General features: G+C 36.8%; 22 protein-coding genes and 2 pseudogenes. 19 read left to right on the forward strand and 5 right to left on the reverse strand.

What is annotated here, in order from left to right; translation table 11 throughout:
- Positions 1-15: 15 nt before the first annotated feature.
- The 10 genes from AC4BHA_RS00215 to AC4BHA_RS00260 all read left to right on the forward strand — a co-directional run bounded on the left by AC4BHA_RS00215 (position 16) and on the right by AC4BHA_RS00260 (position 8967).
- Positions 16-1380 (forward strand): PTS transporter subunit EIIC, encoded by a 1365-nt coding sequence (locus tag AC4BHA_RS00215; RefSeq protein WP_066103894.1) that lies wholly within the window; start codon positions 16-18, stop codon positions 1378-1380.
- Entirely contained in the window at positions 1377-2378 is a 1002-nt protein-coding gene (locus AC4BHA_RS00220; RefSeq protein ID WP_490557932.1) for a MupG family TIM beta-alpha barrel fold protein, read from the forward strand. Before AC4BHA_RS00215 ends, AC4BHA_RS00220 begins: the two co-directional genes overlap by 4 nt.
- Before the next feature lie 181 nt (positions 2379-2559).
- Positions 2560-2811 carry a GlsB/YeaQ/YmgE family stress response membrane protein gene (locus tag AC4BHA_RS00225; RefSeq protein WP_139891962.1) on the forward strand — a complete coding sequence of 84 codons (252 nt, stop codon included), beginning with the start codon at positions 2560-2562 and terminating at the stop codon, positions 2809-2811.
- Positions 2812-3020: 209 nt separating this feature from the next.
- Positions 3021-3293, forward strand: coding sequence for a YhdT family protein (locus AC4BHA_RS00230; RefSeq protein WP_139891961.1), 273 nt, complete (start codon positions 3021-3023; stop codon positions 3291-3293).
- Positions 3290-4729 (forward strand): sodium/pantothenate symporter, encoded by a 1440-nt coding sequence (gene panF / locus AC4BHA_RS00235; RefSeq protein WP_140461439.1) that lies wholly within the window; start codon positions 3290-3292, stop codon positions 4727-4729. Before AC4BHA_RS00230 ends, panF begins: the two co-directional genes overlap by 4 nt.
- 237 nt (positions 4730-4966) lie before the next feature.
- A complete protein-coding gene (locus AC4BHA_RS00240) occupies positions 4967-5113 on the forward strand; it encodes a hypothetical protein (RefSeq protein WP_175354260.1) in 147 nt (48 codons plus the stop codon).
- A 71-nt stretch (positions 5114-5184) separates the two neighbouring features.
- A complete protein-coding gene (locus tag AC4BHA_RS00245) occupies positions 5185-5319 on the forward strand; it encodes a DUF6254 family protein (protein ID WP_219847586.1) in 135 nt (44 codons plus the stop codon).
- A 109-nt stretch (positions 5320-5428) separates the two neighbouring features.
- Complete coding sequence (locus AC4BHA_RS00250; RefSeq protein ID WP_490557933.1) at positions 5429-6103, forward strand: PH domain-containing protein; 675 nt, start codon at positions 5429-5431, stop codon at positions 6101-6103.
- 612 nt (positions 6104-6715) lie between these two features.
- Complete coding sequence (locus AC4BHA_RS00255) at positions 6716-7123, forward strand: hypothetical protein (RefSeq protein ID WP_066103880.1); 408 nt, start codon at positions 6716-6718, stop codon at positions 7121-7123.
- A 179-nt stretch (positions 7124-7302) separates the two neighbouring features.
- Positions 7303-8967 carry an FAD-binding dehydrogenase gene (locus AC4BHA_RS00260; RefSeq protein WP_490557934.1) on the forward strand — a complete coding sequence of 555 codons (1665 nt, stop codon included), beginning with the start codon at positions 7303-7305 and terminating at the stop codon, positions 8965-8967.
- 38 nt (positions 8968-9005) lie between these two features.
- Here the strand turns inward: AC4BHA_RS00260 and AC4BHA_RS00265 are convergent, their stop codons facing one another.
- Complete coding sequence (locus tag AC4BHA_RS00265; RefSeq protein WP_066103876.1) at positions 9006-10772, reverse strand: glycoside hydrolase family 3 protein; 1767 nt, start codon at positions 10770-10772, stop codon at positions 9006-9008.
- A 350-nt stretch (positions 10773-11122) separates the two neighbouring features.
- On the opposite strand from AC4BHA_RS00265, the gene AC4BHA_RS00270 reads away from it, so the two are divergent.
- Positions 11123-11284 (forward strand): hypothetical protein, encoded by a 162-nt coding sequence (locus AC4BHA_RS00270; RefSeq protein ID WP_175354259.1) that lies wholly within the window; start codon positions 11123-11125, stop codon positions 11282-11284.
- 200 nt (positions 11285-11484) lie between these two features.
- Here AC4BHA_RS00270 and AC4BHA_RS00275 read toward each other — a convergent pair whose 3' ends face one another.
- Positions 11485-11982 (reverse strand): phosphatidylglycerophosphatase A family protein, encoded by a 498-nt coding sequence (locus AC4BHA_RS00275; RefSeq protein ID WP_181161997.1) that lies wholly within the window; start codon positions 11980-11982, stop codon positions 11485-11487.
- Positions 11983-12091: 109 nt separating this feature from the next.
- Between AC4BHA_RS00275 and yutH the strand changes: the two genes are divergently transcribed.
- Positions 12092-13120: a spore coat putative kinase YutH gene (gene yutH / locus AC4BHA_RS00280; RefSeq protein WP_175354258.1), complete on the forward strand. Its 1029-nt coding sequence runs from the start codon at positions 12092-12094 to the stop codon at positions 13118-13120.
- An 80-nt stretch (positions 13121-13200) separates the two neighbouring features.
- Here yutH and AC4BHA_RS00285 read toward each other — a convergent pair whose 3' ends face one another.
- Entirely contained in the window at positions 13201-14025 is an 825-nt protein-coding gene (locus AC4BHA_RS00285) for an STAS domain-containing protein (protein WP_490557935.1), read from the reverse strand.
- A gap of 499 nt (positions 14026-14524) precedes the next feature.
- On the opposite strand from AC4BHA_RS00285, the gene AC4BHA_RS00290 reads away from it, so the two are divergent.
- Positions 14525-15286 carry an ion channel gene (locus AC4BHA_RS00290; RefSeq protein ID WP_066103869.1) on the forward strand — a complete coding sequence of 254 codons (762 nt, stop codon included), beginning with the start codon at positions 14525-14527 and terminating at the stop codon, positions 15284-15286.
- A gap of 130 nt (positions 15287-15416) precedes the next feature.
- Here AC4BHA_RS00290 and AC4BHA_RS00295 read toward each other — a convergent pair.
- Both AC4BHA_RS00295 and AC4BHA_RS00300 read right to left on the reverse strand, forming a co-directional pair.
- Positions 15417-16166 (reverse strand): annotated as a pseudogene (locus AC4BHA_RS00295) (SDR family NAD(P)-dependent oxidoreductase).
- 428 nt (positions 16167-16594) lie between these two features.
- A complete protein-coding gene (locus AC4BHA_RS00300; RefSeq protein WP_490557936.1) occupies positions 16595-17080 on the reverse strand; it encodes a hypothetical protein in 486 nt (161 codons plus the stop codon).
- 229 nt (positions 17081-17309) lie between these two features.
- On the opposite strand from AC4BHA_RS00300, the gene AC4BHA_RS00305 reads away from it, so the two are divergent.
- The 6 genes and pseudogenes from AC4BHA_RS00305 (at position 17310) to AC4BHA_RS00330 (ending at position 22232) form a co-directional block, all read left to right on the forward strand.
- Complete coding sequence (locus tag AC4BHA_RS00305; protein WP_490557937.1) at positions 17310-17741, forward strand: helix-turn-helix domain-containing protein; 432 nt, start codon at positions 17310-17312, stop codon at positions 17739-17741.
- Positions 17741-18475 (forward strand): annotated as a pseudogene (locus tag AC4BHA_RS00310) (ABC transporter ATP-binding protein). Before AC4BHA_RS00305 ends, AC4BHA_RS00310 begins: the two are co-directional and overlap by 1 nt.
- Entirely contained in the window at positions 18472-18603 is a 132-nt protein-coding gene (locus tag AC4BHA_RS00315; protein WP_490557938.1) for a hypothetical protein, read from the forward strand. Before AC4BHA_RS00310 ends, AC4BHA_RS00315 begins: the two are co-directional and overlap by 4 nt.
- A gap of 100 nt (positions 18604-18703) precedes the next feature.
- Positions 18704-18952 carry a hypothetical protein gene (locus tag AC4BHA_RS00320; RefSeq protein ID WP_139891951.1) on the forward strand — a complete coding sequence of 83 codons (249 nt, stop codon included), beginning with the start codon at positions 18704-18706 and terminating at the stop codon, positions 18950-18952.
- Between the two features lie 411 nt (positions 18953-19363).
- Positions 19364-20758, forward strand: coding sequence for a sensor histidine kinase (locus tag AC4BHA_RS00325; RefSeq protein WP_490553286.1), 1395 nt, complete (start codon positions 19364-19366; stop codon positions 20756-20758).
- A gap of 349 nt (positions 20759-21107) precedes the next feature.
- Positions 21108-22232 (forward strand): alcohol dehydrogenase catalytic domain-containing protein, encoded by a 1125-nt coding sequence (locus AC4BHA_RS00330; RefSeq protein WP_140461443.1) that lies wholly within the window; start codon positions 21108-21110, stop codon positions 22230-22232.
- Positions 22233-22285: the final 53 nt, after the last annotated feature.

Here is a 22285-nt window from a genome sequence, read left to right on the forward strand (position 1 = left end):
TTGGGGGGAAAGAAAATGGCTGGTCAAGATTACAAAACTCTGGCTAAAAAAATCTTGGAGCAGTTGGGCGGGGCGAAGAATATTAAAGCCTTTACGAACTGTATGACACGTCTTAGAGTCACACCTTATGATGAATCACTCGTTAACAAAGAAGCCATAAAAAAAATCGATGGAGTTCTCGGCTTTGTTGAAGAAGAAACGCTGCAAATCATTCTGGGTCCTGGACATGTCAATAAGGTCACGGACGAATTCGAGAAGCTGGTCAAGGAATCAGGAGACATCAATCTTAATGAGCGGGCTTCCAGCCTGAAAGGTGAACTTAAAAAGAAAAACAGCACGCCGTTTAAGCTCTTTTTGAGGAAAATTGCCAGTATATTTATTCCTTTGATTCCTGCGTTAGTTGCTTCCGGTTTGGTCAATGGTATTTCTAAGGCTGTCATTCAAGCAGGATGGTTATCGGCTGAATCACAACTTGCAATTATTTTAACAGTTATCGGTGGAGGTTTATTCACCTATTTAGGAATCTTTGTAGGGATCAATACAGCGAAAGAGTTCGGTGGGTCCCCTGCACTTGGCGGGTTAGCCGCTATATTGATTATTAACCCTGCTGCTGCCCAGATTGTCTTGTTCGGGGAAGAATTACTGCCTGGACGCGGTGGTTTAATCGGGGTCATGTTTGCTGCGATATTTATGGCTTTTATTGAGAAGAATGTCCGTAAGTTTGTTCCAGCGTCGCTTGATATTATCGTGACACCGACTATTGCCCTTTTGCTTACAGGTATTATGACGTATCTGGTATTTATGCCTGTCGGGGGATTTGTCTCTGATGTGATTACAGATGGATTGACCGCAGTGCTTGATTTTGGAGGAGCCATTGCAGGATTTGTTCTTGGAGCGACATTCTTGCCGTTGGTCGTGACAGGCCTGCATCAAGGTCTCACACCTATCCATTTGGAATTACTCAATACAATCGGTGACGACCCATTATTACCTATTCTTGCAATGGGTGGCGCAGGTCAGGTTGGCGCTGCGTTCGCTATCTATATGAAAACAAAGAAAACACGCTTGAAAAGAGCGATTGGCGGGGGACTTCCTGCTGGTATTCTTGGAATCGGCGAGCCATTGATCTTCGGAGTTACATTGCCGCTCGGCCGTCCGTTCTTGACCGCATGTTTGGGGGCAGGCGTTGGTGCAGCCTTCCAAGCACATTTCAATATCGCAACGACAGCAATTGGGGTATCCGGTTTGCCGCTTGCATTCCTTGTGAATAACGGTGAGGTACTGCTTTACTTAGTCGGGGTATTAATTGCTTATGTTGCTGGCTTCATCTTTACATACCTGTTTGGGTTTAAAGATGAAATGGCTGGTGAATTTGATTGATCGGAATTTCCTTTTATTTGAATGATCCTCTGGCTGAGGAACGTATTATCCAAGCAGGCCAAATGGGGGTGAAGCGGGGATTTACCTCGCTTCATATCCCGGAGGAAGCAGGTGAGCTTGCAGTACGTGCCAAAAAGCTGCTACATCTGGCTAAAGGACAGGGGATCGATGTATATGCGGATGTTTCATTAAAAACCCCGGGCCATTTGGGAATCGACAGTTTGTATCAATTGAAGGAATTGGGTGTCACCGGGCTAAGACTGGACGATTTCTTTGACCATGGTTTTATTGCTAGTCTGGCAAGGGAATTTAAAATTGCGGTTAATTCAAGTATACTGTTCGAACGTGATATACAGCTGCTGCTGAATAACGGACTCAAAACTGAACAGATAATCGGTTGGCATAACTTTTACCCGCGGAGGGAAACAGGACTAAGTGAATCGTTTTTCCGGGAGCAAAATGCATTGTACAAGCGATATGACATTCCGATCTTTGCTTTTGTACCGGGAGGAGGCGAGAAACGCGGCCCTTTATTTGAAGGACTGCCGACTCTGGAGAAGCATCGATATATATCCCCTTTTGTTGCCGCGATTGAACTATATAAAGATGGAACGGAAGTATTTGTTGGTGATCCGGAGCCTGGAGAAGACTTACTCAAAAGGATGGATGGCTTTGAAAACGGAAAGATTAGCATCCAAACAGAGCAAGGATTCGAAAAATATGGTGAATACCGTTTGCGCCCGGATGCTTCCAGGGACGTTCTTCGTTTTATGGATACAAGGGTTGCGGAATCTGTACCGCCACTGCAAAATGATCTCCGTCCGAAAGGGAGCATAACCATTGATAATGACCTTTACGGACGCTATCGCGGTGAAATGCAGATTACGCTGACAGATTTGCCTGCTGATGAACGGGTCAATGTCGTTGGAAGTGTGGCAGAAAGTGATTTGCTGATTTTGGATCATGTGAAGCCTGGGATGGTCATTGAACTAGTATAGGAATAATGTAAACTCCACCCAATCAATGGGTTGGAGTTTTTTTGTAGGGAGACATGACTCATGAGAATTGCTTTTCCCTTCGACGTATTTATATCGACTAAAAAAGTAGCCTTCTTTCCTGCTAAATAAAGCCATTTAGACCTTACCAGCATATACTGTCCATGAAGGAGGGAGCTAAAAAATGTCCTTTATTGGCATCCTGTTTGTTGGTGGCTTTATTGGTTGGATTGCGGGATTACTTATTCATGAAAACGTTCACAACGGGATGGTGGGGAATTTCCTGGCTGGCATAATTGGTGCGTGGATTGGTACAGGAATTCTCGGTGAAATGGGTCCTGAAACTGGAGGGTTTTATCTATTTCCAGCATTCACAGGTGCTCTTGTCCTTACCCTAATTGTGAGTTTTATTTTAATAAAGACAAGTAAATGGTGAAATTATATAATGTGCCTCCTCAAAATCTGATTTTGAGGCTTCTTTGCGTTATACAGTTTTTTATTAAGCTATCCATTATAAGTTATTCTACCAAATTTTGTACCTTCATTTTAAGAGTATGGCTTGGTTTAATGGTAATGTTGTTTGTTTACGTATTATACAAAAAATAATGGCGGGCAAACTAATGGTGCTATTGCAAGGAGGAAGATATGAAAGATAGACGTTTTAAAGTAGCCCATAGGGAAGCAATCATAGGTGTCGTACTTGTCATTATAAATTTTATCTGGTGGTTTGGATTTGCGTATGGGTTAGGATCAGGTAATCCGAAGGAATATACATACATTTTAGGATTGCCAGCTTGGTTTTTTCTAAGCTGTGTAGTCGGCTTTCTTGTTATGGTGGTCCTTGTTACTCTTATTGTCAAATTTTTATTTGAAGAAGTATCTTTTGATGTGGATGACGAAGAGGAGGAGCAATCATGAAGTGGGAGGTCATTGTTCCTTTATTGATCTTTTTAGTTATTATTTTTTATATAGGATTCTGGGCAAATGGAAAATTAAAATCCTCTGATTCCTTCCTGCAGGAATATTTTCTTGGCGGGAGACAATTAGGCGGTTTTGTGCTTGCAATGACTATGATGGCAACATACGGAAGTGCTTCAAGCTTTATTGGCGGGCCGGGTGTTGCCTATACACGTGGGCTCGGTTGGGTTTTACTATCTATGGCTCAACTGGCAACCGGGTATTTTGTATTAATGGTTTTAGGGAAAAAATTTGCGATTATGGCTCGTAAGTATAAAGCAATCACGATTATTGATTTTCTAAAAGGCAGATATAAAAGTGATACGGTCGTCATTATTTCCGCCATCAGTATCATTATATTCCTTTTTGCGTCGATGACTGCCCAATGGGTTGGAGGAGCTCGATTGATTGAATCCTTAACAGGGCTTCCATATAAGACAGCACTTTTCATATTCGCCGTTTCAGTTTTAATGTATGTTATTATTGGTGGATTTAGAGCAGTCGCTTTAACAGATACCGTCCAAGGAGTAGTCATGTTAGCCGGAACCGTCATCCTTTTAATCGCCACCATTATTGCTGGCGGAGGAATATCGAACATTATGTCAGACTTAATGGCTGAAAATCCCAACCTAATTACTCCTTTTGGTGCAGAACGAGATTTAACGCCTTTGTATGTCTCATCTTTTTGGATTTTAGTTGGTGTGGGCGTCGTGGGTTTACCGCAAATCAGCATGCGAGCGATGTCCTATAAAAATTCGAAGGGAATGCACATCGCGATTATCACAGGAACAATTGTGGTAGGTGCTGTGATGCTGGGAATGCATTTAATCGGAGTTTTCGCGCGTCCATTGATACCTGGGATAGAAATTGGTGATATGGTCATGCCTGCATTAACTATGGAGGTCTTGCCACCATTTATTGCGGGTATTGTCTTAGCCGCTCCCATGGCTGCTATCATGTCCACAGTTGATTCTCTTTTAATATTAGTAAGCGCAACTATAGTAAAGGATGTATATATCAATTACATAAAAAAGGATGCTACCGAGAAGCAGATTAAAAGAATCAGCTTTTGGATTACAGCAGCAATTGGAATCGCTGTTGTATTGTTTGCGTTAAGTCCACCTGATTTAATTGTATGGTTAAACTTGTTTGCATTTGGAGGCTTGGAGTCGGTGTTTATATGGCCAGTTATTATGGGATTATATTGGTCTGGCGGGAATAAATACGGCGCGGTTTCATCCATGATTGTAGGAATGGGCAGCTTTATGATTATAGATCGATTTTATCCAAATCCTTTCGGGATGCATACGGTCGTACTGCCGATTGTTTTATCGTTTTTTACCTATGTTTTAATGAGTAAACTGACGAATGCAAAACAACAGTTATCTATTCAATAACAAGTAAGATAATCGCACAGTCAAGGGCGGTCTCAATATTTAGATCAATCAAGCAAAGAATGCATAGCTTTATCAGCATTCTTTGCTTTTTCTTTTATCCACGATCAGCTAATTCAAATAACATTGGAAAAGAAAAAGGAGTAGTCGTCCTTGAAAGAAGATAAAACAATAATTCATAGCTGACAGTGCATATTTACTCTTTACTTTCTAATACTAAATGAGAGAAGGAGGGATCGTATGCCGAAAAGAAAGCATGATGCAGCTCAAAAAAGTAAACAGGGGTTTGATTCTAGTAAAACGGATGCTGAATTCTCAAAGGAATTAGGAAGCGCCAGCGCAAATCAAGCTTATAAGAATAAATCTAAAAAGGCAAAGAAAATATAAAAATAAAGGAAAATTGGGCGATATGCTTCAATCTTTTGCAATGAGTCCTATTTTAATTTGGAGGTATATATATGTCACATTCAAAAAAAGAAGAAGAAAGACACTGGAAGCAAAGAAAAAATTCACAGCATCCTCATGACGAAGTAAAAAGTTATAAGAAGCTTGGTGAAGAAATAGCAAAAATAACAAAAAAATATGATGAATAATGACATAAAACACATGGACCATCCATGTGTTTTCTTGAGCATTAAAGGAATTTTATACTAATCACTTTTCTGATATAGTAAAAGTATAAACTACAATGGGGTGATATACATGTTAAAGAAAATGGCTTCTGATGCATTGGGTTTGTCTGACGTAGGTGTTATTATTCCGCCGGAAGATTATGACAAAACGGATGCAGACGACTATGTTATGCACGAGGATAATGAGAAGATTTATTTCATTATCAAAACGAAGGCAGACGACTATGTTATGCACGAGGATAATGAGAAGATTTATTTCATTATCAAAACGAAGGCAGACGAATATTGTTTTACAAATCTAGCATTAATTCATGTAGATGGTGAAAATGCTGTCTCATCTAAACGTTTATTAAAACGATACCCATATTCTCAGTATAAGATTTCAAATGTCATGCTTGAAACTGCAGGGCGATTAGATTTGGATACAGAAATAAAGTTTGATGTAGGAAATGTTCATTTTGATATTGACGTCAAGAAAAATCAAATTGAACAATTAAAGGATTTGTATAAAGCATTACTGCGAATTGAGGAAATCACGTATGAAAACTCCATTCAAATGAATTATGCCAAAGAAGGACTCGATCGAGCGGTTCAAACACTCCAACACTCAAGATCTGAGGAAGCATCATTAACAGGCACATATAAAGGGATAACTGAATTTACATTTGAATGGTTAAAATCCTCCTATAATGAATATCATATGAAAGATTTTGGTGCAGTTTTTGAAAAATACATTAATAATTAATTTTGCCTGGATAGAGTGCCAATTTATGAATAAATAACTAAAAAGGGAGTTCTAAAGTCTATTTATTTTAGAGCTCCTTCCTCTTTTACTAATTCTTCTGATACCCTCAATAACTTACTCCAATAGTAGGCTCATAAATAAATGTAAGTTAACATACTAGGGATGATGAATCCTTGAGCCAATGCACTCGCATCTGCTGTCTTCCCATTTTCGCCTCATAAATAGTTTAGTCCACTTACTTATCGAACTTATCGACTTTCGCTTCGATTTGCGGAAGTATACACTGACGTATTTTAATTTCTTCTGCAACCCAGAGGAAAATTCCAATTCCATATTAACTAATTTCCTCATAAATACACCATAGAATACATAATCGGGTCTATTGGAAATAGAGGTGGTTGTCCTCTTATTTTTCATAAAATCTGAAACTCTTGGGACAATTCAATAATAAGCGAAATAAAATCTTGTTGAGAGCCATATAATCGTATGAACGGCAGGGGGATGAATACTAATTTTATAAGAATGAAGTAAATTGGTACTATGTCGGCAACTATCAGGAGAAACGACGGTGTGGAAGAATACTACTATAACACATAAAGGGGGAGGAAGAGGATGGCTAAGAAATATAAAGTGATGGTTATCATAGCAGCTGCAGTATTGATATTAGGGATAGCGGCCTTTGCAGGTTATAAATATTACTCAGACGCGGAAAACAAAATAGCTAGGGTTGCCAAGAATAAAGTGGAAGATGCTTCATCAAAGGATGAAACTTTTGAATTTATTGGGCATAGCAAAGTTGAGTACAACAAGGATGAAGATTATTATGTCGTGAGCGGATTCATGGAAGTCAATGATGAATATGAGGCTGGACGCAGAGTGATGTATATAGCAATAGTGGAAGAGAACATGGGGGAATATCAAGCTACAGAAGTGGAACGAACAGATGATGAAGTAAAATATGAATTCGTGGATTATTTCTCCGATTATGAGGAAGAGGATGATGAGGAAGATGATTATTGAACCAGTCTGGTACTAGGCTGGTTTTTTATTTATAAAAAGGGAGAAATATAAAACTGTTGATTTAGGCTCATAATTTTAAGCAAAGTAAATTCTTCTTTTTATATCAGTATACATACCTAAATTATGGAACTATAGATTAATATAAGAGTATAAACGTTTATCAAAAAGGGGGAAATGCATTGGAGTTCGATGCGATCGTTATTGGGGCTGGTTTGGCCGGTTTGGTGGCTACAGCAGAAATTGCAGATGCAGGGAAAAAGGTATTATTGCTAGATCAAGAACCTGAAGCTTCATTAGGCGGACAAGCTTGGTGGTCATTCGGTGGTTTATTTTTAGTGGATTCCCCTGAACAACGTCGTATGGGTATTAAAGATTCTAAGGAATTGGCTTGGCAGGATTGGATGGGTACTGCAGGGTTTGATCGAGATGAGGAGGATTATTGGGGCAAAAAATGGGCAGAAGCGTATATTGACTTTGCTGCTGGAGAAAAACGTGCTTGGCTTCATAAACAAGGAGTTCGTTTTTTTCCTGTAGTTGGTTGGGCTGAAAGAGGAGGTTATTTGGCTGAAGGACATGGTAACTCAGTACCAAGATTTCATATTGTTTGGGGAACAGGTCCAGGTATTGTATCGCCTTTTGAAAAAAGGGTAAGAGAGCATATTAAAAATGGATTAGTTGATTATCGTCCTCGTCACCGTGTAGATGAACTGATGAGCAGTAATGGGATAATTCAGGGGGTGAAGGGTTCCATATTGGCAGCCAGTTCGGCTTTAAGAGGTGAGAAAAGTAACAGGGACGTTATTACTCATTTTGAGTTTTCTGGTAAAGCAGTTCTTGTATCGAGCGGGGGTATCGGAGCCAACCATGATTTAATTCGCACAAATTGGCCAGAAAGACTGGGGCCGCCTCCAAAGAACATGATTTCAGGGGTCCCGGCACATGTGGATGGCAGAATGCTGGGGATATCAGAAGAGGCAGGTGGGCGTATTGTAAATCGAGATCGTATGTGGCATTACACAGAGGGAATCAAAAACTGGAACTCGGTATGGGAAAACCATGGAATTAGAATTTTGCCAGGTCCGTCCTCTATTTGGCTGAATGCAACAGGCCAGCGCTTCCCGGCCCCCAACTTTCCTGGGTATGATACACTTGGCACCCTGGAGGCTATCCAAAAAACAGGATTTGATTACTCATGGTTTATTTTGACACAAAAAATGATTGAGAAAGAATTTGCGCTATCCGGTTCTGAGCAAAATCCGGATTTAACGAATAAAAGTATCCGCAAGGTCTTAAGCAGAGTACTCCCTGGTCCTCCTGGTCCGGTAAAGGCATTTATGGATCATGGCGAGGATTTTGTCATTGCAGATAACTTAGTGGAACTGGTTAAAGGAATGAATGAATTAACAAAAGATAATCTAATAAATTACGAAGAAATTGAAAGACAAATAAAAGCGAGAGATCGTGAAATGGATCATACATTCACAAAGGATTTGCAAATTACGGCATTAAGGGGAGCGAGAAATTACATAGGTGACAAATTAATCCGAGTCGCCAAACCGCATAAAATACTTGATCCTCAAAATGGACCATTGATTGCTGTTCGTTTAAACATTGTAAGTCGCAAAACTCTAGGCGGGCTACAAACAGATTTATCAGCACGAGTCCTCAATTCTAAGGGTGAGGCAATACCTGGCTTTTATGCAGCTGGTGAGGTTTCTGGATTTGGAGGGGGAGGAGTTCACGGATATCGTTCGCTAGAGGGGACATTTCTTGGAGGCTGTTTATTTACAGGCAGGGTAGCAGGCAGGGCAATCGCTTCCTACTTAAAAGAGAAAAAGGATTAAACCGAGGAAGGTTTAATCCTTTTTTTGCTTTTGACAGATTAAATGTATGTGTCTTTTAATCCGCAGTATGCATCAACTGGGCTGTCACCCTTGAATGGTGATTTACCCATCATTTTTTCTACTAGTACTTCAATTGTTTCTTTATTACCGTCATACGTGTTGATGTATGTTTTCACTTGTGGAACATCCGCTAAGTGGAATGGGTAGTTTACAGAAACAAAGATTGTTGGTACTTCGTGTACATAGAACGGAATATCAGGTGTTCCTTTTAACGCATTCCATGTCATACGTTGAACAACTTCACCCATTTTGATATTAGCGATATTAATGATTAAATCATATTTATCTGTTAATTCTTTAATAGGGCGTTTTGCTGCATATGCGTTCATGATGCTCTTCATTTGTTCTTCTGGTGGCAGGTCCGCGATTTTATCCATTGGAGATTCGTGAATTTCCACTTCAAAGCCTTGCGCTTCAAGCTCTGCTTTCAGAAGATCAATTGGCTTAGGTTTGTTACCGCTAATTAATTTACTGAATGCACCTTCAGCAGTTTTAACATTAACTAGTAATACTCGTTTGTATTTTTCAGGAGTAACAGGCCAAATATCTTGTTTGTCTTTTACCAATGTGATTGCACGATCAGTAACTTCTTTAAATAGCTTAACGTTTTCAGGAAGACCGATTTGTTTAAGCGCTTCTTCTTTCGGCATCATGATTTCCGTTTTTGCTTTTTTGTGAAGACCTAAAGATGCTTTAAGACCAAGGATACGAGTAAGAGCTGCTTCTAAACGCTCTTCTGTAATAATACCGTTTTTGTATCCGTCCATCATGTAGCCGAAATCTTCATCTGGATCGTTGAAGAATAAGAATAAGTCACAACCAGCAGCAATAGCAGTAGGAAGCATTTCGCTGCGTTTCATTGCAGAAGTCATCGCAACCATGTGGCTCGCATCTGTAACAACAACGCCATTGAATTCTAATTTACCACGTAATAAATCTGTGATTAGCTCTTTAGAAAGAGTTGCTGGCAGCAAATCTTCATCTGTAAGGCTAGGGTTGAAGTGCTTGGAATAAGCAGGCATATGGATGTGACCAGCCATGATAGAAGGTAGGCCAGCATCGATTAAGCCTTTGTAAACTTTTCCGAAAGTTTCATCCCACTCATCACAAGATAGGCTGTTAGGCGCGAAGGATAAATGCTGGTCACGCTCATCTACGCCGTCACCAGGGAAGTGTTTAGCAGCAGGTGCAATTCCGCTTTCCTGGATACCTTTCATGTAAGCCAAGCTCATTTCTAAAACTTGATCAGGGTCAGAACCAAAAGTACGGCTAGAGATGATTGGGTTACGCCAGTTCATGTGAATATCTACGATTGGTGCAAAGCTCCAGTTACATCCGATTGCAGACGCTTCTACACCAGAAACTCGGCCCATCTCATATGCCCATTTCGCATCTTTTGTTGCACCGATTTTAACTTCAAGACCAACTTCAGTACCGTCTGTACAAGCTCCATTACCGCCTGCTTCTGTGTTTGCAGCAATTAGCAATGGAATTTTGCTGTTTTCTTGAAGAATTTTATTTTGATCGTAAACTTCTTCAGCTTTACCAGGATTGTAACGTACAGCACCGATATGGTAGTTGTTTAGCATACCTGTTAAATATTCTTCAGTACGGCTAGCTCCCATATTAACGAATAATTGGCCAATCTTTTCTTCGATTGTCATAGAATTAATTGTGTCTGTTACCCATTTAATATCTTCATCAGATAAATGGTATGGTTTTGCTTTTAAATCCACTTTAGTCATCCTATGTAATACTCCCTTACTAAATATTTGAGAAAAATTTCTATCATCATGTAGTATGTACGTTTTTTCCTTTATTTATGTTTAGGCTTTCATAATTAAAGACGAAGGCATCAACCTTCAAATAAATTAGCCATACATTTAAACTACAAAAAAGTAATTTAACTCAACCACTAGTATTCTAGCATACTAGTTTAAGGATTTCTATAGAAAGTTCAATATTTCACAAACTTATTCAGGATTTAAATAATAAAGATTAATATTTAGAAAAGCCATACAATTGTCAAGATACCTATAGGTACAGTGTTTGATAACGGGAATAATGATAATAGAAGAAAAAGGGGGGATAGACGATGATTCTAAGATTTTCAATACTAATCTTACTCGATATCATTTTTGCAATTACCCTTATTGATCAGCAGCTCATATTGGCAGCACTGATTGCTCTTGCCTTTGTTTATTATACAATAGAGCTTGCAGCTGAAATGGAGTTTGACAATGTGGAATTTGAGTAAGTTCACTTATGATTACCTAAGCGATTAAATGAATTCACAAAGATGTGTATTACACATAATTCATATAAATATCTAAACAGTAGAACGAAAGGGCAGGTATGCTCTTTCGTTCTTACTTGTTAGACTGTTAGGAAATTAACCGACTCGGTTTAATTACCTTATAAAAGAAAAACTCAAAGTATAAATTCAGGATTTTATATTTATTCTACATTCTCTACTCGGTGAGCTAAACGGCTGGAAGCGGCAGCAGCAATCGCCCCAACAATATCATCCAGGAAGGTATGGCATTCACCGGAGGATTTATCATTCAATTTTGCCAGTATGCCTGGTTTCTTTTTATCAATATATCCATAATTGGTAAAACCAATAGAACCATATACATTCACGATGCTAAATGCTAAAATCTCATCAACCCCATATAATCCTTCATCAGTCCGGATTATGGATTGTAAAGGTTCTTCAAGCATCCCTTTTTCGGAAAGCATATCTAGTTGTATGCCAGTTAAAATGGCATTTTGGACTTCGCGTTTTGAGAGTACGCGCTCCACATTTTTAATACACTCATCCAATAGCAGATTTTCATGATATTGATGCTGAAGGTATAAAACTAATTCACCAATATCTGTAACTGTCACCCCTCGATCATGCAACCATTTTCTTGCTGTTTGTTCAGTCATATCTACAGGTTTCCCTTTCATACGAAGACACCAACTCCCATGCATATAGTAAGAATAAATCTTGATGTTAACCACATATAACAGTTATCTTGCCCATATACTTATCATAGTAAGCAAGGAATTAGAGGTGATGAACAATATTGTGATGAACAAACAATTATTACACGAACAATATGGAATTACAGTTGATCAAGAAATAAGCAGTGGGGCAATAAACATATATAACGGTGGAGGCAGAGTATTCATGAGCTTTGCCATAAACATGGAAGAGCAAGAGCTCCAGGAACGAAGCAGTTTGGCGTACCATATGCATAACAAAGGGGAGAAGGGAGTATGGCTTCCCCTGTTAAACAATGAACAAAAGCTATTAACAAAACTGGAAAGTAACGATTATGTGGTTTGTATAAATGAAATGGAAATTCCTCAATCATATGAAGTGGGCAGAGAGCTGGCAATATTTCATTATCGTGGCAGGTCTATTCCGCAACGAATCGTTTTTTGCAGCAGAATCGGAAAATGGAAGGAAATGTGGGAGCAGCGGGTCGATCAGCTTGAACGAGTTTGGAGAGATAAATTGGCAGCAAAGCCACAAAACGATTTTGAAAAACTGTTTATTGACAGCTATCCTTATTACGCAGGCCTTTCGGAAAACGCAATCCAATATTTAGTTGATACTGAAATAGATGAAAACCCGGAGATGGTTGATGCTGGGACCGTTTGTTATGATCGCTTTACTTCAGAAACCTGGGGACCCGGCTCAAATGGCAAATTATTTAGTGAATGGGTTTTTGACCATAGTGCGAGGGATATTGCGGAGTGGATACGCGCTTATTATTTTAAACAGCCAAATACATACCATCAGGGTGTCGAGTCATTTTTGCGCCAATATCAATCGATCACCCCTTTATCAACATTTTCTGCACGGATGTTATTCTCAAGGTTGCTCTTACCGGTTCATTATTTTGAAATTATTGAGCAGTATTATGTAACAAAATCAGAAGGAGAAAAGACTCGTTTGGAGGAAAGATTAGAAAATTTCGTGAAGCACTCTACTATGTATGAAAGAATGCTAAGTGAAATATATGAACTGGCTGGTATACTAAAGGGGAATATCAAAATGGTTGTTCCTGAATGGATCATGAACGGGAGAACTATTTAGTCTATTTTAAGACATTCTTTGAGTGTCTTTTTTGTTTTAAATAAAAATACTCCCGACTGTATGTCCGGGAGAGAAATTTATCATAGGATATCTTTAACAGCCAAATGTAAGCTAGAGTAGCTTTTAGCTGTAAATTTAATTCCGAGGTTTACCATTGTTTGTGCAATTTCTATTCGGATACCGGATAAGCGCGTCTCGATACCGATGAGTCGCAATGCATCAATAACTTTAAATATCTGATGAGCCACCATTGTGTCCGTAATCGGAACTCCTGATAGATCAATAATAATATAACTTAGATCATATTCACTTCCAGCCTGTAATGCTTTTTCCATCAAGTGGCTTGCACGTTGAGTGTCTAATACTCCAATGATTGGAATAATCCCGATATTGGATGTAATCCTAACAACAGGAATAGACAGTTCAAAAGCACTCCTCTCCGCTAATACGATTCTATTGGAGTATTGTGAAGAATAAGAAATACTAAGCCAGTGTATCGCTTTATCAACAACTGAATCGAATTTAGAAATGATTTCATAGAAAACGTCCAGACTTACTGAATATTTTTTAGCTTGGTCCTTGATGATACCGCCAATTTTATCACGATAAAATCTAACTTCTTCTATTGCATCAGCAAGTGATAAATTTAAGTTTATGAGTAAATCAACGGTTTCCTTTCCCCATTCTTTTAAAACTGCAAAGGTTTCGTTTTGCTCTTGGGCAATTGAAAATCCATATATCTCTATAAGGGTTTTTCGCCAAGTTTTAACCATACTATTGATTTCCTCAGAATATGTATTCGTAGCGTCTTTAAATCGTAAATCTGCAAGAGTATCTTCTGAAGAGATTATGTGAGTTGAAACACCTTCTAAAAACACATGTATGCTACTATCAATGCTATGCATATCAACAGCTCCTAATTACTGCGATTTATGACCCATTGTTTTTTTGCAAAGAAAAAAACCCTTTAGAAGGATTAATTTTGAAAATATTTAAGCGCATATCCAATAAGCTAATAACCCTTATACAAAGAATGTATATTATTTTCTCTAACATAACAGTTGGAGAATAAACTGTAAAGAAATACCTATTTACAAAATGCTTCACATTTAACCAAATTATCTTAAGATTTGCGTAGTTAGAGATAGGGTAACCCGGTATATGGGTGGTAAATAATTGAAATATGTAGGCAAATATTTTAATTGGAATTGCAGAAGCATACGAGAGGAAAGAGGGACACGCTAAATAACTTAACTTTGGACAGCATTATATTGAATGTTAAAAGTAACAAAATGGAATTGAGTATATATTAAATAGATGGTTCAATCTTATAATAATAGAGAAAATGGACTATGCATGCATTAACCGAAAAAAATCCTGTTCAGAGTAAGAAGAGGTGTTTGAATGATTATCTTACGTAATTTATATTTTAAACTAACACATATGTCTTGGTTATTATTGACCACATCAACCATATTTTTAATCGTATTCTGTACAATTATGCTCAGGTTGATTGAACCAGATACGTTTACTACCTATATGGACTCGTTATGGTTCACAATGACGACCATGTTGACGGTTGGATATGGAGACATGTCACCGACTACTATAGAAGGAAGAATATTTACAATCCTATTTTTGTATGTGGTTGGTATTGGTTTATTCGCCACTTTTATCGGAAAAGTTATGGAAAGTTTTACGGTTTACAGAAGACGTAAAGAGGGTGGAGAGCTTATGTATGAAGGAAAGAATCATATTGTTATCATAGATTGGTCACATAAGGCGCAAAACGCAGTTAAGGAAATTTTAGACAAGAATAAAAAGGCGGAAATAGTGGTTATAGATATGCTTGAAAAGCTATCTTATGTAAATGGAAATATCCATTATATAAGAGGAGAGGCCTCGAATGTTGAGGTATTAAAGAAAGCCAATATCCAAAATGCAAAATCTATCTTGATTTTCTCTGATGATCGGATTCAGAATCAAACCTTAACTGACGGAAAGTCATTAATGATTGCATGTGCGGTTGAAAGAATCGCCTCTCATGTCCATACAGTTGTCGAAATTGAAAGAGAAGAGCATGTTGAAAATTTCTCACATATAAATATTGATAAATTTATATTATCCAATGGAACGATTGCCAAGATGGTAGTAGATGCCATGTAAGTGAGATTACAGGCAAGGCATAATGCAGGGATTCATACTCCAGAAACTAGAGCTAGATGTCCGTAAGTCTAACTCCAATAACAAAGAAGCTCAGAGTATGATTCTGAGCTTCTTTTATCATTCACCAAGCTTATTTTGTATTTGTAAATCCACCATCTATACGAATAACTTCTCCGTTAATATATTGTGCTTCAGAAGTTAATAAGAATGTAACCAGTTCTGCTACTTCTTCAGGTGTTCCCAATCGTTTTTGCGGAATTCCTTTTGTAGCATTTTCTTTCATAGCAGGATTAGCTTCATAGAAAGCTTTTACCATTGGTGTTTCAGTAGGTCCCGGAGCAATCGCATTTACACGCAATCCATCTTTCGCATATTCTGCAACCAAGCTTTTTGTTAAACCTACAATTCTATGTTTTGTGGCAGAATAGGCGACAACGGAATCTTGACCAATCACACCCGCACTTGAAGCTGTATTCACGATTGAAACTCCACCGTTTTTCAGCATAACCTCAGCAACATAATAAACGCCCTATAAAGCTCCCATTAGGTTAATGCCAACAATTTGATTGATTTCTTCGACCTTAGAATCCAAGAAAAATGAACCGCTTCCTGAAATCCCGGCATTATTAAAAAAGTAATCAATTGTCCCAAAGCGTTCAACCGTTTAAGCCACATAATTCTTCACATCTTCTGCTTTAGAAACATCAGCTTTAATGAATATACAATCTGTCCCTATTTCTTTCACGAGTTTGATTGTTTCATTTCCGCCTTTTTTGTTAATATCAACCGCTACAATGTTAACCCCATCTTTTGCTAGACGAAGTGCAGCTGCTTGTCCTAATCCGCTGCCTGCACCTGTAATAATCGAAACTTTATTCATGTGAAAAACCTTCCGATTTATGTATTAACCTCTTCTTGTTGAAGATAAACAGTAAAAATGTGTAAACTACATATATTGATAGAATATCAGGAATTGATCTAAAGGTTTTATTAGAAATATTAGGAGGGAACAGGCATTGATACAAAAGTACCTATGGATTTTAACAATGATTATATGTATTCAACGAATTATCGTTTGATTAATGTCCAATAACACAGGAAAGCTTATATATTTAAAATAGATATGTAAAGGTTCAAAAAGAAACGTCAAAAGTTAAATCCAGAATGACCAATGAGCTGCTTTTTTATAGTGAGAATTTTTTAAGAGGATGCCTATCTATTCAATGAATGCAATAAAAACTAGCATTGAAAAATCAATGCTAGTTTTTTGAAATGTAAAATGAGGATAGGTTTCGTATTTGAACTGCTTTATTTAAAAGATTCAGCTACTTCCACCATTTCTTCTTTTGTTAGCTTCGCGGCATCTTTGCCGGATTCAGCAACTTGATACTCAAAAATATAATGATAATCGCCATCTGTCCAATGAACTGATGATGCTAAATCATCCTCTATATAAAACACCTCCTGATTATTAATCTTTAACTCCTCATACCCTTGTGGTTTACCATCATATGTTACTTCTTTTGTATGGATCATAAGAATGAATTTTTCTTCATTTGTCCCTGTAAACTGCACATCATGAACAGAAGATTCGGTATGAGTCTGTGGACTTATCTCATAATCTTTGATTTCAACAGGAAATGCAGTTGGTAATTTTGAATCAATCTTTTGTTCCTCTTTTAGTTGTTTTTGAATTTTTGACGGATCATAGGATAAACCAGCAGATGCTTCATTATCGTTGCAGCCAATAAGTAAAAGGCAGATTCCTACTATTACAATTTGAATTTTTTTCATGATTATCCCCACCACCATAAAATATTTTATTGCGATATAAAGACATATATACGACAAGGAATACAAATGTCCTTTTAAAGGGATATTTTAATGAAAACAACGGTGATTGTTTTATTTGGTAAAAGCAATGTTAAATCAGAAATGCTACGAATTCTAACATAGCTATTACGGATTGTTGGTGGAGGGCATTATAGAAATAATTCATAATAAATATGGAGGTAGGAAAAGTATGATAAGTATGAATCTAAAAAACCTGCGCCTGCATCATAAATTGACACAGGAAGAGGTAGCTTATGAAATCAATGTTTCAAGACAGGTAATCGCAAAGTGGGAAAAGGGCGAATCAACTCCTGACCTTGGACATTGGCAAGCATTAGCCAAATTGTATAAAGTGACGCTGGATGATTTGGTAAATTTTGATGGAGAAGATACGAATTTGATTGTACCACCAAAGGGTAAGTACTTTTTTGGTGTAGCCAAAATAGGTGAGCGTGGTCAAATTGTTATACCCAAAAAGGCGCGTGATGTATTTTATATAAAACCTGGGGACTCTCTTATTATCTTGGGTGATGAAGAGAGAGGGCTTGCTATTGTACCCGAGAATATGATGAATGAATTTTTAAATCTGGTAAAGTCTCCGCTTCATAAGGAGGATGAATGATGAGTTATGCAATCTCTATTGATCAATTAACTAAAAAGTATGATGATAAAATTGTAGTTAATCAAGTATCATTTTCAATTAAGCAGGGAGAATTGTTTGGTTTATTAGGTGTGAATGGGGCAGGAAAAACAACGTTGATTAAAATGTTATGCTGCTTAACAAAGCCTACAAGCGGCCATGCGTCTATATTTGGACATGATATTGTAAAAAATCAAGAGCTAGTGAAGAAGATCATAGCGGTATCGCCACAAGAAACTGCCATTGCTCCAAATTTAACAGTTCGAGAAAATTTAGAATTAATGGCGGCTATTCATGGTTATTCTAAATCTGAAGTATATGAAAAACAGCTAATATGATGAATCATTTCTCTTTAGAACCATATGAAAAGCAAAAAAAGTAAAACCTTATCCGGTGGCTGGCAACGTAAGCTTAGTATTGCGCTTGCACTTATTTCTGATCCAGACATTTTATTTTTAGATGAACCGACATTAGGTTTAGACATATTAGGACGCCGAGAATTATGGTCTATAATTGAAAAATTAAAAGATAGAACAACCATTGTGTTAACAACACATTATTTAGAGGAAGCTGAAGCATTATGTGACCGAATCTGTGTCATGAAAGATGGCCAAGTAAAAGCAATCGGAACAGTCGAAGAACTCACAGGCATGACAAAGACCGATAGATTCGAGGATGCCTTCGTAGAAATTGTTACGAAGGAGGATAAACGATGAAAGCAATCATTTTTGCCAATCGAGTGATGAAGGAAATTGTCAGAGATCCTATTTCATTATTCCTTGGTGCATGGTCATTAGGCCATGCTTATTTTAGTGAAGTCGGAATTTACCAATCCATCAGATAAGAGGATCATTATTCTTCTAGAATTTAAAGCAGCTTTTTCGCATTATTAATGAAGGATTTTACCATATATCAATAGAATTAAATTGGAAAGGAGGATATCTATGAACACATACGGCAGATTATCTTTATTAACAGTAGGCATCTGTATAGTCTTATCCTATTTTATAACGGATAATATGGCATATCCTAGATTGTTCTTGTTAATGGCTACCATCTTATCTATAGCAGGAATCGTCTTTGCTATTTTATCTAAAAAAATGGTAAGCATGATTTTTGGTATCCTCCTAAATGCCCTTATCTGGGTTGGCTTTTTCATATTAATATTAGTTGTAGGTATAGGTATAAACTAAAGGTCCCTCCTTATTGATAGTGTATCAAATTAATAATTTTTAATAGCAGACCGCTCTATCTATTTATAAAATGATTCTATAGGTAGATATCCTTTTTTTTTACGTCTTTCCAATCGGAGCGGCGTTTTATTTTTGCTTTCATAATCACATTTTCAACTAATTTTCTAATGAATGATGGTGCTTATACATAACGAAAGGACTGGAATTAAATACATATAAAAAGGCATTATTATTTTGATATAATGAAATCCTCTGTTAATTTAATTGAATAGGCGAAAGGAACACTTAAGATATAAAATGATTAGTTTTAAAAAGAATTTGATAAATAATCAGCGAGTGTTTAAGCAAGTTGCATACTTTTCAATCATATCGCTGGTGTTTATTACCACTATTTTATTTGGTTATAACAGGATGTCGACTCTCTTTAGGAAAGAGGCATCTGAATTATTCCCAACTCATATTTGGCTAGAACATGCTCTATATGAAGATCAGCTTGATACCGAAGAATTAACTGACTTTTTGCAAACTATTCCAAAAGATAACGAGTATATCTATGTTTATAATCAAGATACTCAGTCAAAGGCATTATATTATAAGGACACAACAGTACTTGCCGATAACGTTGAAGGCTTCGATGGTCTTTTATTATTATTGTTAAACAAACTGTTAATGCATGTCGATTTAGGGGATGTCTATAATGTGTTTATTAAACAAAATTTGGATCTGAAATTACTTAATGAAAGTAATTCTATTTTAATCAACATCGGCCATGAGGTTAATACAGATGCTTTTAAGGGTGAGATCGTTACTTACCGTAATGTTAGTAAAGCTCTCTTGCAGGAGTTCAAAATAGTGACTATTCAATGCTTGCTATTCATCAGTCTATCAGTGCTTTTAATTTTCATTAACTATAAAATTATGAGAAATCTTTACTATACCCCTCTAATAAAAATGAGAGAACATTTTATGAAAATGTCACGATTTCATTTAGAGAGTTTCGTATACAAAAAGCCTGTTATACCAGAAATAGAAAAGACGATTGACGCAGTCAATACGACGATGTTGGAACTGCAGGATGGGATTAAAGAGACCAAATCCTTCCTTGATGAAATGGTTCATGAAATTAAAAATCCAGCCCATAATATTAAGAATGAACTTGAATTGATAGAGGATATGCTACCTGAAGCAGATGAGGAAATGAAACAGAAACTTCAATCCGTTATAAATGAAACGGAAAATATCACTTCCTTATTATCTAGCATAAAAATCATTTATGATATGTATTATTTAGGGGGTTCCCCTCCAGATAGTTGGCTGAATCCAATCGAGAAAATCAAACCTATTTTTGAGGAATATAAGAAAAAATACCCTAATCGAGAATTTCATTTCAAGTATAGTATTAACCCCAATATTCATATATGGATTGATCAAGGTTCAATCGAATTGATGATCAGAAACTTGCTTGATAATGCCATAAAATATTCAAAAGAAGACTCCTCCATCTTTATTGGTATCCGTGAGTATAATCAGACCAAAAAGATCGTTATTGAAGTCATAAATTCTGGTTCGAGTATAGATTATAATAATCTTGGAAAGATTTTTGGAAAGTATTATCGTACAAATTCGGCTAAAGCGCAAACGAGTGGAGCAGGTATTGGACTTTGGCTGATTAATAGTATTGCAGACATCTATAATGCCAACGTACATGTGCAAAGTTCAACAAATACCACAGGATTTGCGATTGCTTTTCAGCATTATAAAATTGTAGAACAAGAAAGACTTGTGGATGAAGCGATCTCTTCTTAAAAGAGATCGCTTTATATATTTTGTTTAAAAACTTAATTAACCTTTACAGTCAGAACAAAAATTGATTTCTTGATACGAATAAAACAAACCGAGAATAACAATACCTTTTATTATCCTATATATTTAATCTTCAATCTGAAGTATTTTGAAGGTGATTAATAGAGAAGAATGTAATATGAATTTACAGAACAAAAATACAATAAAGAATATTAGTATAAGATAGGTGAAATGTCCATTCTGATTTTTTAATAAAATAGGATATTGGCTATTCTATAGAATATATATATAACAAGGTATCAAAAGCCGTTATAAAGGGTGGTAACAAACGCTGAGAAAAAGGAGAGTCTTGATGAAATCTGCAATTTTATATAATCCATCTATCGAATTTCCATACAGTAAAAGCAAACCTCTAAAAGTAAGGGATATAAAGCTAGATGATATTGATGATGATGAGGTACTAGTTGAAATAGCATACGCTGGAATTTGTCATTCTGATTTATCTGTTATTAATGGAAAAGTCCCGAGACCATATCCTATCGCCCTTGGGCATGAGGCATCCGGAATAATTATGAAAACCGGAAAAGATGTTCATAATTTCCAAAAAGGTGATCATGTTGTATGTATTTTTCTGGCGAGCTGTATGCAATGTGAGTATTGCCAAAAGGGAAGACCTTCTTTATGTACGTTTGGTAAAAAAGCAAATATAAAAGGAACACTTTTAAGTGGCAAAAAGAAAATCATAGTAGATGACCAACATGTCTCACACCATGCTGGTATATCTGCCTTTTCAACACATGCTATTATGTCATCCCGTTCAATCGTTAAAGTCCCTAAAAAAATATCACTTGATGTTGTTGCTATTTCAGGATGTGCATTAATTACTGGTGCAGGTGCCGTAATTAACACGGCAAAAATTCCTCCTGGAAGTCATATTGGCATCGTAGGGCTTGGCGGTGTTGGGTTAAGCATGCTATTAGGCAGTAAAGTAATGGGACCTAGTCTAATTATTGCAATGGATATTAATGATGAAAAATTAGCTTTTGCTCAAGAATTGGGAGCAAATCTTTCATTTAATACTTCTAAACATAGTTCTGTTAGACAATTAATGCATGATTTTGAAGGCAAGTTAGATTTCGTTTTTGATGCTTCAGGTGTATCAGAAGCATTTGATATAGCCTATAAGCTTCTAAAACCAGGGGCTACATATATTACAAGCAGTTTACCGGATTTTGAAAGTAAGCTTTTTATACCATATATTAATTTAACGACTGAAGAAAAAATAATAAAGGGATCCTATATCGGTAGTTCTTTACCGTATCTGGATATTCCCAAATATTTAGAACTTTATGAGAAAGGATTAATGCCTATTGATAAATTAATTAGCCATAGAATATCACTAAATGAAATAAACAAAGGTTTTGATTTGTTGAGATCAGGAAGGGCAAAGCGGATAGTCATCGATATGGCTTTATAAATGGTATCATACGAAGGATGATTCTCTAAAATTATCAGTAATTAAATCTACCT

This window comes from Pradoshia sp. Z3_51 (assembly GCF_058215915.1).

Coding starts and splice junctions, on each gene's coding strand:
- AC4BHA_RS00300 (WP_490557936.1), bottom strand. CDS start 17,080: ATGAAAAAAATTCAAATTGTAATAGTAGGAATCTGCCTTTTACTTATT.
- AC4BHA_RS00225 (WP_139891962.1), top strand. CDS start 2,560: ATGTCCTTTATTGGCATCCTGTTTGTTGGTGGCTTTATTGGTTGGATT.
- AC4BHA_RS00315 (WP_490557938.1), top strand. CDS start 18,472: ATGAAAGCAATCATTTTTGCCAATCGAGTGATGAAGGAAATTGTCAGA.
- AC4BHA_RS00325 (WP_490553286.1), top strand. CDS start 19,364: ATGTCGACTCTCTTTAGGAAAGAGGCATCTGAATTATTCCCAACTCAT.
- yutH (WP_175354258.1), top strand. CDS start 12,092: ATGAACAATATTGTGATGAACAAACAATTATTACACGAACAATATGGA.
- AC4BHA_RS00270 (WP_175354259.1), top strand. CDS start 11,123: ATGATTCTAAGATTTTCAATACTAATCTTACTCGATATCATTTTTGCA.
- AC4BHA_RS00245 (WP_219847586.1), top strand. CDS start 5,185: ATGTCACATTCAAAAAAAGAAGAAGAAAGACACTGGAAGCAAAGAAAA.
- AC4BHA_RS00265 (WP_066103876.1), bottom strand. CDS start 10,772: ATGACTAAAGTGGATTTAAAAGCAAAACCATACCATTTATCTGATGAA.
- AC4BHA_RS00305 (WP_490557937.1), top strand. CDS start 17,310: ATGATAAGTATGAATCTAAAAAACCTGCGCCTGCATCATAAATTGACA.
- AC4BHA_RS00275 (WP_181161997.1), bottom strand. CDS start 11,982: ATGAAAGGGAAACCTGTAGATATGACTGAACAAACAGCAAGAAAATGG.
- AC4BHA_RS00290 (WP_066103869.1), top strand. CDS start 14,525: ATGATTATCTTACGTAATTTATATTTTAAACTAACACATATGTCTTGG.
- AC4BHA_RS00255 (WP_066103880.1), top strand. CDS start 6,716: ATGGCTAAGAAATATAAAGTGATGGTTATCATAGCAGCTGCAGTATTG.
- AC4BHA_RS00330 (WP_140461443.1), top strand. CDS start 21,108: ATGAAATCTGCAATTTTATATAATCCATCTATCGAATTTCCATACAGT.
- panF (WP_140461439.1), top strand. CDS start 3,290: ATGAAGTGGGAGGTCATTGTTCCTTTATTGATCTTTTTAGTTATTATT.
- AC4BHA_RS00215 (WP_066103894.1), top strand. CDS start 16: ATGGCTGGTCAAGATTACAAAACTCTGGCTAAAAAAATCTTGGAGCAG.
- AC4BHA_RS00250 (WP_490557933.1), top strand. CDS start 5,429: ATGTTAAAGAAAATGGCTTCTGATGCATTGGGTTTGTCTGACGTAGGT.
- AC4BHA_RS00240 (WP_175354260.1), top strand. CDS start 4,967: ATGCCGAAAAGAAAGCATGATGCAGCTCAAAAAAGTAAACAGGGGTTT.
- AC4BHA_RS00285 (WP_490557935.1), bottom strand. CDS start 14,025: ATGCATAGCATTGATAGTAGCATACATGTGTTTTTAGAAGGTGTTTCA.
- AC4BHA_RS00320 (WP_139891951.1), top strand. CDS start 18,704: ATGAACACATACGGCAGATTATCTTTATTAACAGTAGGCATCTGTATA.
- AC4BHA_RS00230 (WP_139891961.1), top strand. CDS start 3,021: ATGAAAGATAGACGTTTTAAAGTAGCCCATAGGGAAGCAATCATAGGT.